Genomic DNA, 13,811 nt, shown 5'->3' on the forward strand with positions numbered 1-13,811 from the left:
ATCGACCGAGGTTATGGCAATCCCCAACGCCGCGCCGCTGTCGGCATCGGTAACATTATCCACCTGCCCCGCGGGCGTGGCAGAATCGACAAGCGATGATACCAAGGTGCCCACTGCGCCGGATGGAACTCCGGCATCTTCGTTGATGGCATCGAGTGCCGGATCCTTGCTGCTGTCAAGCTCAGGAGCCGCGTTGGCATCGATCACCGTAATGCTGGCGGTCTCGTTAGCGGTGCTAAATGCGGTTGCATCTCCGTTGGTGGTCACATCGGTTTTGGTTCCAACGACACCATTGGTTTGATCCCAAGCTTGGAACGTGAAGCTAGCAGTCGTGCCGCTCGCGGGGTTAGGGACAAAGCGAATGCGATCCGAATCGCGAAGCAACAGCGCGGATGAAGTGGTCACCGTGCCGATCGCGTTCCACGAACTTCCGCCATCGGTAGAATATTGCCATGTTCCGTTGCCACTTGAAAGCGAGGTGATTGCGATCCCTTCGCCGTCACCGGCGTCGGGATCGGTAATGCGGTCACCACTGGCACTGGCAATGATCGACGCAACCGATTGACCATCATTGTCGGTTTGATATTTCGTAATGGTCGATAGATTCATCGTGCCTGTGTCATCGAGCACCGGAGCATCGTTGACGGCGGTGACATTGATGGTCATCGTGTTTGGGGTCGTGTCGGTATCTTGACCGCCACCGCTGGTTCCCCCATCGTCCTGGACTTGGAACGTGAACTCGGCATACGCCGTTCCATTCTCATTGGCCAGCGGTTTGTACTTCAGTCGTCCTGCATTGATATCCGCGATACTGACATAGTTACCGGCGACCACCGTCTCGCCCGCGTCGATCACGCCGTCGTTATCCGCGTCAACGTAAAGCGTGCCGCTGGACGTTTGGCTGGTGATGCGAACGGCGTTAAAATTGTGGCTTTCGGCCGCGTCGCTGAACCCAAAGTCGGCAGCGGTGAACGTAATGTCGGTGTCTTCGAGTGTGCCGACGGTGTTATCCACACCGCTAGGGGCATCATTAATCGCGTTGACCGTGATGGTGACGGTTTCGGTGGTGGTATTTGTTCCGTCGGAAGCGTCCACTGTAAAGACGACTTGATAATCGGCGGGTTGATTGATCGCCGTGAACGTTGGCTTTTCCGCATTGACGTCGCTCAGCGTGACGGCAGGACCGGAGGTTTGAGTCCAGGTGTAAGTCAACGCACTGTTTTCAGGATCAAACGCCGAAACTTCGAGCGTGACAAGATCGTCCTCGTTGACCGTTTGATCGCCAAGATTCGAAAACCCGTTGCCGCTGATCACGTTCGCCGCGGTCATTCCGCCCATTGTGCCGTGGTGACCGTTGCCGCTGTCGTCGATCACACCGCCCGCGCCCGTGGTCGCTCCGGTGAACGAGTAGGATGCGACCAGCCCCGTTTGAGGCCCCGACAGCTCGTTGAACATGTCCGCGCGAACCTGCGTCTCGCTGCGACCGCCGTTCCAAATTCGGACTTGATCAATTTGGCCGTCGAACTTGTAGCTCGAGTTGCTGTTCCATCCCGAGATTTTTGCCGTTGACGAAGCGTAGGCACTGCCGTTGCTGGGCGAATTTTGCAGCTGGGTCATCGTCTGCTCGACACCGTTGATGATCAAACGGCTGCCGGTCACATCGCCGTTGCGGAACACCGCGGTGATGTGGTGCCAACCGGTTTCTAGACCGGCCGCACTGATTCCGTAAAGGTCGCCGTTGCCCGAGTTAAATCCAAAATTGCCCCCTGACAACCACAAGTCGTAGGATCCGAATCCAAACGGCATCACGTTATCAACGCCATCCCAGTTCATCCAGAACTCGACCGTCACGTCCGTTCCCGCAGCGGTGTTCAACGGCAGTCCCGACAGCGTGATGGTGTCATCGCCGCCTTGGAAATCGATCACTTGATTCCCCGAATCGTCCACGTCCGAATCTGCAATAATCGTCGGGGCGTCGTCGATGCCGTTGACCGTGATCGTTACGGTCGCGGTATCGGTGCCTCCGTTGCCGTCGCTAACGGTGTAGGTAAACGAATCGGTTCCGGTCTCGCCGGCGGTCAGGCCGTCAAAGGCACCATTGGGATCGTAGTCAAAACTGCCGTCGGCATTGACCGTGACCACAGCGCCCGAGCCGAGCATGATGGCGCTGCCGACATTGGCCGCCGAGCCTTGGACGGCACTGACGATAAGTGTGTCGCCCTCGCCATCGACATCGTTCGAAAGCGTGCCGGCGTTTGCGGCAATATTGATGGCGGAATCTTGGTCAGTGCTATAGCCGGTCCACGTCGGTGCTCCCGTGGCGGCCCCATCGGTCAACGTTCCGTGGTTCGCATTGCTGGTGGAATCGTAAGCGATGCTGCCGCTGCCTTCGTTGAAGGCCCAATAGCCGGCCAGCCCGGTTTCGTTGCCGGTGAGGGTGAGATCGAGATTGTTTTGGATTTCCGTCTGCGTGCGCGATGTGCTCCAAACGCGAACATCGTCGATCTCGCCGCTAAAGTATTTGCCGGCCGGATTGTTTTCGCGGCCGCCCACTCGCAAGTCATCTTTATCGGTATGCGCATCGCCGATCGGTCCGCTGCCATAATAGGTTTCGACCGTGTTGCCGTTGACGTACGCATTGACGGTGCCGTTGTCGTAGGTCACCGAAATGTGAGACCACTCGTTCAGTTGCAGCACATAACCGGTGTCATGCCAAGCCCATCCGGGGTCGGTGTTGGCGAAGGCCCACATCAGCGTCCCCGTCGACGAAATGCCGATCTCGTACTCGCCTTCTTTGTTTAGCAACAAACTCGATGAGGCGGGATAGGCCGTCGGCCGCGCCCACAGTTCCATTGTCATCGTGTTGGTGAATACCAGCCCTGGATCGCTGCCAAGATTGACGTAGTCATCCACGCCATCGAAGGACAACCCGTGATGGTCGTCGACCGCAATCGGGGCATCAGCAACGGCGGCCACCGAAACCTGTTTCTGAGTGGTACTGCTGGTTCCGCCGTCGCCATCGGTTACGACAAAGTCAACCGCGCGTGCGGTGGTCGACGGCGCATCGGATACGTTGAAATAGCCGACTTGCCGGCCGACTTCTTGGGCGATTCCTGGTGTGCTATTGGCGTTGAACGAAATCACCAACGGCGACGTTCCCAGCCCGCCGCTGACGCTGCCGACCAACACACCGCTGTGGTAGACGTTGGTCCCGGTCATCGTGATGTTGCCGCCAGGGACAATCGTCAAACGGTCGTTCGCCGAGCCGTTCGCCGAGATCGTCACGCTCAGCGATCCACCATCGAAATCACCAAGATCTGCATCGCTAATCGTCAATGCCGAATCAATCACGGTGACGTCCGCGTTTTCGGTATAGGCGGTCGTGCCTCCGGACGCGGTGGTCACGGGGGCGTCATTGACCGAGTTGACGGTGATCGTAACGGTGGCGACGTTGGAATCGGTCTCGCCGTCGTTGGTTTGATAGGTAAAGGTATCGGTGCCGCTGAAATTGGTATCGGGCGTGTAGCGGAACGATCCATCGGCGTTGATGTTCAGCGTGCCGTTGCTTGGTCCGGTCACGAGGCTGGTGTTGACACTCAACGGGTTGCTGTCGATGTCGGTATCGTTTTGCAACACGCCGGAGTGAGCGATGTTCTGCACTTCGGTTTCCGACAGCGCGGTGTCATAGATGCGGACGTCATCGATTTGTCCATCGAAATACCGCGTGTTGGCGCCCGGTTTGCCGATTTGCAGCGAACCCCACGCCGAGCGGTCGTTTTCCGTCCCGGTGTCGGTCCCTTCGAGCACGCCGTCGACGTACAGCGATGCTTGATAAGTGCCTCCACCAAGATCGGTGACCACGACGGCGACATTGTGGAATTGGGTCGTGTCGGTGAAATCTGAATTCGAGACGATATAGATCGGATCGGCGCCGTTGGTCGGTACATCGTACCCCATAAAGAAAACGAGTTTGTTGGGTTGGTCCCAAGTGCCGATCGTCAGCCCCATCTCGGACTGGGCCGCAGTGCCGGGGCCGGATCCGTAGCCATTGCCGCCGCTGTACCCTTGCCACAAGATATGCTGCTGGCCGGACGTCTTGTCGGTTTGGAACCACGTCGATAGCGTAAAGCTGGTCGCCGTCTTGAGCACCGTGCTGGAGGTGGCGACGTAATCGCTCGATCCATCGAACGAAAGTGCACCTGAACCGAGATGCCCGCTGGTCCATGCAGGATCGTCGGAGTTCGCGGCGGCGTCGGCACCCAAGGTGGCATCGTTTCCGAGGGACCCCGAGTCAGCAGTGGTCTGGTTGCTGCCCCCTTCGTCGAATTCCCAGTGGTTTGCTAGATTGTCGGTGCTCGGGCCGACCACCAATGTTCCGTTTTCGTCGACCGAATAGGAATCATCGACGGCCACCGGAGCGTCGTTGACCGCGTTGACGGCAATGGCGAGCGATTGGGCCAGCGTATCGCTGCCGCCGTTGGCGGTGCCGCCATCGTCTTGAACGGTCCAAGTCAGGTTGCCACTGCCGAACGCGTTGGCGACGGTTTTGTATTTCAGTCCCTGCAGTTCGGAAAGTGTCAGCGTGGCACTGTTGTTGACCTGCGTCGTCCCATCCGCTTTCCACAGCGTGATGTGTGACGGGATGTTGGTGATGGTGTAGGTCAATGTTTGCCCCGACTCGTCGCTACCGCCACCGGGACCGTAGCTCAAACCGCTCATCCCCAACGACACGGCGGTCGAGTTCGAACTGTCTTCGCTAACGCTAATCGACGAAGGCGTGCTACCGCTGGACACTGGCGCATCGTTGACGGCATTGATGACCAGCGAGGTAGTATCGATTTCACTTGAAAACGCGGTGGTTCCGCCGCCGGGCGAGGTGTACGCGATTTCAACGTTGTCGATCGAAAAACCATTATTGCCAGCGCCCGTTTCCCCGGACACAACGTAAAAGCGAACGCGTGTATTCGCTGCCATTTGGCCACTGATATCGAAACTCTTTGTGCCGCTGCCGGTATTGGTGCTTGAATTAAAGACGCCTCCGGTCAATGTCGTGTAGCTGGCTCCGCCGTTATTCGAAATCTGGGCGTGGATGGTTGCAGAAGATCCCAGCCCACTTGTGTACGAGAACGAGAGCGTGGCACTGGCGGCGTCCGACAGATCAACTTCTCGATAGATGTAGTCGTTCGCATTGGCGGCCTGGATGGCCAGCTTACCACCAGAGACTTTGAAACGGCCATCCGCTGCGGCACCGCCCGAACTGTCCGATTCAACCCAACCCGCACTCCAAGATTGCGAGCCGTTGTTGTTGCTGTACGAAACGCTGCCAAACGTATCCAGAACGTTGTCGGGTGAGAGCGTGATTGCCGACGTGCCACCGTTGGTGCCGGTGGATTGGTCCCAAGCACGAAACGTAATCGCGTCAGCCATTGAACCGTTGTAGTTCGCACTTGGCTGAAAATACAAACGCGTGTCGGCATCGGCGGCCAGCAGACGGGCATTGGAATCGCTGACGGTACCCAACGCACTCCAACTGCTGCCGCCATCGGTGCTGTAGTACCAGCTGCCGTTGGTGGTGTTGGCGGCGGTGATCGCAATCCCTAGTGCGGCACCAAAGTTAGAATCGGTGACGTTGTCGACTTGCCCCGACGGAGACGCAAAATCGACCAGCGAAGAGATCAAGGTTCCTACGGCGCCCGACGGCGTCCCGGAATCCTCGTTCTGCGCAGTCATCACGGGGGTTTGCCCGTTATCCAGCACCGGTGCGTTGTTGGTGGCAACGATGTTAGCCGCAAATTCGGACGTCTCGTTGGTCGTCAAATCGGTGGCGGTCGCCGAGACGGTTTCACCGGTGGCGATGAAACCGTCTAGATAGTGACCAATGGTGGCGTCGCCGGTCGCATTGGTCGTGACTTCGATAAAGTCAATGAATCGCCTCCCTTCGCCATAGCCGCTGGCGTCGCCGCTGGAGCTAGCGAAAAATTCAATGCGAAACGTGCGGCTGGGGGTCGATTTGATCGAACCAAACACAGCCGGAGTGGGGCCCGCGGTGATCGACGAAAGCACGGGGAAGTTTTGCAGGTTGTTCGCACCGGTATCCTGGTCGGGCGTGTCTGAGAATTGGCCGTCATTGGTGGTGACACCGTTGTCCCCCAGATCGATTCCCAGCCCGGCATGCGAGTGAATCGAATTGCCGAGAATCGCAATGCCGGTGCTGGTTCCTTGCAACAGGATGCCGTCGCCACCGCCAAAGGCAATGATGTTCCCTTCGTTCTCTGCGTCGGTACCCCCGATCGTCGCGCCGGTGGCATTGAGGATGCGAATGGTACCCTCGGAGGTTGTGACCTTGGTGTTACCCAGGTCCACCGTTCCGGTGACGTCGGTGCCGAGGTAGTTTCCTTGCACGACGGTGTTCGATCCTTCGATATAGATCGCCGTCGCGGCGTTGGCTGAGATGATGTTCCGAGCCGCCGCAGTCGAGCCACCGATCGTGTTGTTGGACGAACCCGACATCACGCTGACGCCATCGTCATCGTTGCCGATGGCAGCGGTTCCGGCCGCATTGGTGCCGATAAAGTTACCCTGGATGATCGTTCCTGATGCGCCGGAGTTTACCTGAATACCGTCGCCGGCGTTTCCAGAAATGACGTTGCCGGCGCCGGCCGCCGTTCCACCGATCTGGTTGCCGGTTCCCGAATTGACCTCAACCCCGTCACTATTTCGATTACCCCGATCGAGCGTTCCTGAGGAATCGGTGCCGATATAGTTGCCTTGCACGATATTGTTAGACGTATTGATTTCGATACCTTCGTAGTTATTCGAAATCACGTTTCGCTGAGCTGCCGTCGTGCCACCGATCGTGTTGCCGCTGCCGGAGATGAGGGCGATCCCGACATCCGTGTTGCCGCTGCCCGTCGCCCCATCAGGGTCTAGTCCAATGATGTTGCCTTGAATGATGTGCCCCGTGACGCCGGAGCCGACAATGGTGATCCCTTCGTCGCCGCTGTTGGTAATCACATTCCGCAATATATTGGCATTGGATCCGGCGATATCGATCCCGTCATCGCTGTTTCCGACACCACTGTTACCAATACCGGTTGTACCTGTGCCTGCGGTACCGATCCAGTTGTCCGCGATCGTCACATTGTTTGCGCCGGATGCAACATGGATCCCATCCACGGTAAAGCCGGTAATCATTAGCCCTTGAATCGTACTGCCCGCACCGCCCGCCGCAATCGTGATGCCGCTAAAGCCACTTGCCGCACCATCGATTCGCACGACCGGAGTGCTGACGTAGTCCGGTTCGCTCAAACCATTGATGATCAGTGTTTCAGTGATCGAGGGTAAAGCGGTCGTGAGATTAATGGTGTGGACACCTGCTCCGGTGATACTGAAATTGATCGTATCGGTGCCAGCGAGCGCATTCGCATCGAGAATCGCTTGCCGCAACGACCCGCCGCCCGAATTGTTAGTGTTGGTCACGGTGAACGTCGCCAACAACCCCTGCCACTGGCTTTGTAAGTCGCTACTGAATACGACGCCCGTCTCAATGCTGCCAAGTTCGTATTCAAACACCCAGTTGCCGCCGAGCAATGCATTGCCGGTCGCATCCGTGCTGGCCGCGACGTCCGCACCGGTCAACGTATGCATCCAATTGAGTATCTGCTGGCCTGCGTCGGCAGACGCCAGATCACAACCGTAAAACAGCAGGTCGCCGCCGCTGGCAAGCGAGTCGCCCCAATTGGCAAACTGCGGTGCGTACTGGTCAAGATTATCTAACTGCAGCCACGTTCCGCCCAACTTGACCGCACGATCGGTACCATGTGTGACAAAGTGGACCGCGTCGATGGAGTCGAGCTTGTCCAACGTTTCACTGATTTGCTCGATCCCATCGCGTTCGCTGTCAAGCAAAACGATTTCAACTCGCCGGCCGTCCTGTTTCTGTGAGAGCAGGTCGCTCAGCAATTGCTCGTAGTCCTCTGCCGTCGTGTCGACAAAAACCACTTCATGCTTCGTGGCAACATCGATCGCGCTTGATACGAACGTATCGCTCGTTGACTCGATACTCCAATCGATGGCGGGTGGTGCGTGTTCCGTACCGCCATCGGCGAGTGAGACGTCACAGTCGCACAACACTGCGATCTGCTGGATCAGTTCACGACCTGAATCGGTACTCGCTAAATCACAACCATAAATCAAAATGTCGGCATCGGCATCGAGCGATAGACCCCAGCGTGCGATATCGCTCACATAGGTTTGGCTGGTGACCGCATCAAGCCGCGTCGATCCCAATTGAATGCTCTCGCCATCGCCATGGCTGAGCAAATGGATCGCGTCGACGCCGGTGATCGATGCCATCGTTTCACTGATCTGTGAGATGCCATCGCGAGCCGAGTCGAGTCGAATGATCCACCACTGCGTTTGGCCTTCCGCACCATCGCGGAGATCTGCGAGTAAGGTGTCCGCATCTTCCACACGCGAATCAACAAACACGACCTCGATCGGATTGGCGGGATCGAAAGTGGGGCCATCAATAATCGTGTGAGTCGACTCGGCTCCACGGGTGTCGTCATTTGTACTTGGCTGCAACGCACTGAGTGTTGTCGAATCGATCGCTGTTCCATCCGAGTCATCGATTTGTTGCAATAGCGCAGCCGCTAAATCAAGATCGATGTCGCTCGCGGCTTCGCTCGCATCGAGACCGTCGCCGCTGAGAAGGATGCGGTCTTCTAATGGATAGAAATCAAATTCGCGAGCCATGAAACTGAACCAACTTGTTCAATGAGTTGCACTGGACGGAGATTCCCGTGGAAAAGGTTGTGGGCACCCCAGATGGCTCCCGCATTACCAGGAATGCCTCCTTGCTGTCATCGGTCTATTGGGTGTCCAGACTCATTCCTGCTTGAAAATATGACGATTGCGTTGCCGGTATCGATTACGCGGTGACTTCGGTTTGGGAAACGTATCCCCAGAAAGGTGTCCGGATGGGCACATGCAAACTTGGCAGCGTTTTGTATTCGCGACGTGCGGAAACCCGCAGATTCCCAATAAAAGCATGCGTTCGCAATCTGTGACGCGCCTTCGTATTTCCCCAAGAATCTCATCAAGATAGACCACCTATTGGGTTCGGGGGGACCTTGACGATTACGTGGAATATTCCTGCCGCACCGATTACCCGATTGCAACGATGAAGACGACACTTTTTTCGGCATAGTCATCACGACCTGACCCTCGGACCGTCCGATACAACGCATACGGCATCTGTACGCCGGTACCTTGTTGTTCCCGTCCCCCTCTGTAGGCATCTAACCGAGATATGTTTCGCGGTCGCTTATTCTTGTCGCTGGGCCCAGTGCTAGCAGCCGTTGCTTTGGCAACGTTTGCTGCCGTTGCGTCCATTGCCAAGGCCGAGCAGCCCCACAAAAATATGCCTTCGGGAGCCCATGCTTCCGGCAATCATGTTTCCGGCGTTGCAGCTTCCGGCGATTCTTCGTCACGTGCTGCGGTGTCGACGGCGGCAAGTGACCCGCATGATTTTCAGTGGTGGAATGCCTCGATTGCCGGGCCGATCATGCCGCAGCCGCACTGGGTTTCGTTTGATTTGAACACGGTTTTGCTTGATACGTTGACGCACAGTCCGCGAATCAAGAGTGTTTCGAGTCGAACCAGTGTGGCACTGGAAAAGGTGACTCAGCAGGATGCCGCCTTTGATTCGAAGATTTTGTTGGAATCCAATGCAGGGATGACCAACGACCCCGTCGGCAACACCTTGACCACCGGGGGCCCCAGTCGGCTGCAGCAAGATACGTTTGGCGTTTCCGCAGGAGTCGCCCGGACCACTCGCGGCGGGTCGACATGGGATTTGTCTCAAGAATTGGGCACGCTGAACAGCAATAGTTTGTTTTTTGACCCGAAACATCAAGGCAATTCACGGCTGAGTTTAAGTCTGACGCGTCCGTTATTGGCCCGCGGTGGGCAAGTCTATACCGAGCGTTTGTTGACGCAGGCCCAAATCGATGCGGGGGTTTCGTGGCAAGAGATGCGGCGGCAGGTCGAAAAACGGATTGCCGACGTGATGACCGCCTATTGGCAACTCTATGAAGCGCGCTGTCATTTCTTGCAGCAACAGAAGCTGTTAGAGCGAGGCCAAGAGATCGAGCGGATCATCGTCGGACGTGCCGATTTTGACTCCAGCCGAATCGAGCTGGCGAAAGTCCGTGGCCGTTTGGCGCGGCGGATGGATCAAATCATTGCGGCCGAAGCCAATGTGCGGCGTCAGCAAGCCCGATTGGCGATGTTGATCGGTCGACCTGAACTCGTCTCGGCGGAAAACGCGTTAGAGATGATCCCCTTGGATCCTCCGTTGGCGGCTTCGCTGCAGTGGACACTTCGCGATGCCGTCATCCAAGGACTCGAGAACCGACCCGAAGTCCGTGCGGCGGCGAAAGAGTTGGAATCGGCTGCGCTTTCGATGCGGATTACTCGGAACCAGTTGCTACCCGAACTGAACGCGGTATTTGATGCCTATTTGGCCGCTCTGAATGGACACAATGATGTCTTCCATTCCTTCGGAAATCAATTCACCGAGGGGGGACCAGGGCTCAGTGCAGCACTGCAGTACGAAATGCCTCAAGGCAATCGTTATGCCCGTGCCCGTCATCGCGAAGCCATTCACTGGTATCGCCAAAAATCAGAAGAGCTGCGGGAAACGATGCAAGTCACGCGAGCGGAGATCGAAACCGCGCTGATTGATGTCGATACCTCGATTGCCCAGCATCAAAGTAAACGTCAAACCGTGCTGGCCACCACGGACGAAGAAACCGTGTTAACAGAACGCTATCGGATGTTCGGTGGCGATGGCACGCGTGTCGGTGTCGTGCTCGAAAATCTGCTCGATGCACAACAACGTCGCTCGGATGCCGAACGCGAATGGGTTTCCACTCAAGTCAATTACTTGGTCTCGTTGATCGAGCTCGAGCGTGCGATGGGCAATCTGCTGATCCACGAAAATATCGAAACGCTGCGTGTCCCCGGACGCACCGATATCGATATTGTCCGCAGCTCGAACAACGACACCGCGGCGTCGATCCCACGCGGCGAATTTGGATCGTTCCAGCATCGATCCGGCGATGCCGCCGCCAACATGCTAAATTCTTCGCCCGATGACGTGACCGATGACACGCCCGATAGCGTCGCGCCCAACAACGCAATCGATGATGCATCCAAAGAAAGGTTCCTGCCTTGGGCAAAGCCGACAACCGCAACGCCGAATGGTCTGCCACCCGCAGTGGAAATTCGTGTCACGTCGCCTGCGACGCCGCGACCAACACGACTCGGGCTTGGTACCAGAGACTCGGGGTTGATCGAAACCATTGACCATAGGGGACCCTAATCATGATACGAACACACAAAGACGAATGGGGGGGGATGTCAATGTTCCGGCACTGTATGAAGTCGATCGTTGTTTCGGCAACCTTGGTGTGCAACATCGGCGTTCTTTCACTAGCCGATGCACCGCGAGCTTATTCGCAATCGCCGACCTATACGCAGCCGCAGACCTTGGTCTACGACGGATTCACGGAGCCTCAGCATGACATCATGGTGGCGGCGTCGGAGGTCGGATTGTTGTTGTCGATGGAAGTCGAGATTGGCGATTCGATCGAGGCGGGCCAAGTCATCGGACGTCTTGATGACGAGGTTCAGGTGTCGGCCGTCAAATTGGCGGAAATGCAGTCCAACATGCGAGGCAACCAGGACGCGGCGCGAGTCGAAGCGGAATTGCAGCGAAAACGCGTTGGCATGGTCCGTGAATTGGCGGCCAAGAATATGGCTCGACCCGATGAATTGCGTCGTACCGAAGCCGACTTGGAAATTGCCGAAGCGAGATTGTTGGCCGCCCAAGAGCAAACTCATCTTCGTCGCTTGGAATTGGAGCGGTACCAATTGCAATTAGAACGACGCAAAATCGTCGCTCCGGTTGGCGGAGTGATCGCCGAGTTGTTTCGCGAACCGGGTGAGTACGTCTCACCGAGCGAACCTGTGATCGCTCGACTGCTTGTCATGGATCGATTGATTGGCGTGTTTAATGTTCCCGCCGAAGAGATTGCTCGATTGAGTGTGGGGACACCGGCACGCGTCTTTTTGCGAAGCAACGGAAAGACGATTGATACAAAAATCAGTTCGATTGCACCCGACATCGACGGCGAAAGTGGAACCGTCCAGGTCCGAGTCGTACTCGACAATGCAGCGCATCATTTACGCGCGGGCGATCGCTGCACCCTCAGCATCTTGGGAACTTCACAACGTGATCCGGCGAGTGCCAAACAAGCGGTTTCCCAAAGGCCGCTAAAAAATAAACTGCAGTCGCCCGAGGGAGTAACCAGGTGAGCATTGTACGGCAATCCGAAGCGTTTAAAACCGATGCGATGCTGCACGTCTCGTTGACTGGAAATAAGGTCAAACCGCGTCCTGCTGCCACCGATCCGTCGAGCGAAAAAACAACGGGACCAAGCACGACATCCAACCAGAGTCCGCCAGAACAACTGGGGAATTTGTTCGAGATCATTGGCGCGATCGCTTCGGCCGATACCCGCGTCGATGCGATGCGGATTATGACTCAAGAGATTTCGCGTCGCTTTCCTGACGCCACCGTCCGTTGCGGACTCGGTAACGCTCGACTGAAACGGTTGTACGATCAACGACTCGGATGGCTCGGCCCCGAGAGCGGGCCCCGTATCGCTGCGGCAAAACAGTGGTCCGATTTGGTCGATGTCCAATGTGGTGTTTTGGTCCACGAGCAAGCGATGGTCTTGTGCATGCCACAAAGTGATTCCGACGAGCGATGCTTGCTGTGGATCTATCCGGTTACCGACAAGTCGGTCTTTGGCGAATGGCTGCGAACGATCATTCGAACATTGTCAAACGTGTTTTGGAGTCGTCCAAAATACGCCACCCCTAAAGCAATACAAAATCTGACTCGGCGTACGTTAACGATCGCCGGTGCACTGTCGCTCGTGTTGATGCTATTGGCGTTTTGGCCCGTCCATTACCGCGTCGCCTGTACCGCCACGGTGCAACCGATTCAGCAGCGACTGGTTGCAACGCCATTCGAAGCGACGTTGTTGGCGAACCATGTCAAGCCGGGCGAAACGGTCAAGGCGGGGCAGTTGTTGGTTACTCTCGACGGACGTCCGCTGCGGCTTGAACGCGAATCGATTGCCGCGGAAATGCAACAAGCTTCCAAGGAACATGACACCGCGTTGGCGACCGGCCGGATCGCCGATGCCCAACAAGCACGTTTGCGAGAACGGCAGCTCAACCGCACCTTCGAACTGCTTTCGGATCGCTTGCAACGATTGGAAGTGGTTAGCCCGATTGACGGAGTGATCATCAGTGGCGATCTGAGCCAATATGTCGGGTCACCCCTGGAATTGGGACAGACGATGTTCGAGATTTCTCCGATGGATCGGATGGCGATCGAAGTGGAGATTCCTGCGCATGAAATCGATTTTGTGAGTGCTCATTCGCCAGCGCGGATTCGGTTTGGTTCGATCGGAGGCCGCTCGATCCATCAAGAACTGGACGATTTGTATCCGTCCTCCGAGATTCGTGACGACAAAAATGTTTTTATTGGCCGCATCGAAGTCGAAAATGAAAACGGCAAATTGCGACCGGGGATGCAAGGTGACGCAACCACCTATGGCCCCCTTCGCCCCTGGATCTGGTCTTGGGTGCGAACTGGGGTTGAAAGAGTGTTGTGGAGGGTCGGGTATTAGACGCGTCCGGCAACATGGTGCCGTGACTGCCGCAGCGAA

Annotated in this window: 4 protein-coding genes; 3 read left to right on the forward strand and 1 reads right to left on the reverse strand. The window is 56.7% G+C overall.

What is annotated here, in order from left to right:
- Positions 1-8,757, reverse strand: an 8,757-nt coding sequence (locus tag ABX962_RS15420; RefSeq protein WP_372720906.1) for a DUF4347 domain-containing protein, incomplete at its 3' end; no start/stop codon positions are given.
- A 556-nt stretch (positions 8,758-9,313) separates the two neighbouring features.
- On the opposite strand from ABX962_RS15420, the gene ABX962_RS15425 reads away from it, so the two are divergent.
- From ABX962_RS15425 to ABX962_RS15435, 3 genes are read left to right on the forward strand one after another with little or no spacing between them, the layout of a single operon-like run.
- On the forward strand, positions 9,314-11,389 hold the full coding sequence (locus tag ABX962_RS15425; RefSeq protein ID WP_372720908.1) for a TolC family protein: 2,076 nt from the start codon (positions 9,314-9,316) through the stop codon (positions 11,387-11,389).
- A gap of 2 nt (positions 11,390-11,391) precedes the next feature.
- Positions 11,392-12,384 (forward strand): efflux RND transporter periplasmic adaptor subunit, encoded by a 993-nt coding sequence (locus tag ABX962_RS15430; RefSeq protein ID WP_372720910.1) that lies wholly within the window; start codon positions 11,392-11,394, stop codon positions 12,382-12,384.
- Positions 12,381-13,772 carry an efflux RND transporter periplasmic adaptor subunit gene (locus tag ABX962_RS15435; RefSeq protein WP_372720912.1) on the forward strand — a complete coding sequence of 464 codons (1,392 nt, stop codon included), beginning with the start codon at positions 12,381-12,383 and terminating at the stop codon, positions 13,770-13,772. Before ABX962_RS15430 ends, ABX962_RS15435 begins: the two co-directional genes overlap by 4 nt.
- Positions 13,773-13,811 lie beyond the last annotated feature (39 nt).

The sequence above is a fragment of the Novipirellula sp. genome (assembly GCF_041583735.1).
Classification (GTDB): Bacteria; Planctomycetota; Planctomycetia; order Pirellulales; family Pirellulaceae; genus Novipirellula.

Bases quoted from the DNA above. Each gene is read 5' to 3' on its own strand.
- ABX962_RS15430 (WP_372720910.1), top strand. From the start codon at position 11,392: ATGATACGAACACACAAAGACGAATGGGGGGGGATGTCAATGTTCCGG.
- ABX962_RS15425 (WP_372720908.1), top strand. From the start codon at position 9,314: ATGTTTCGCGGTCGCTTATTCTTGTCGCTGGGCCCAGTGCTAGCAGCC.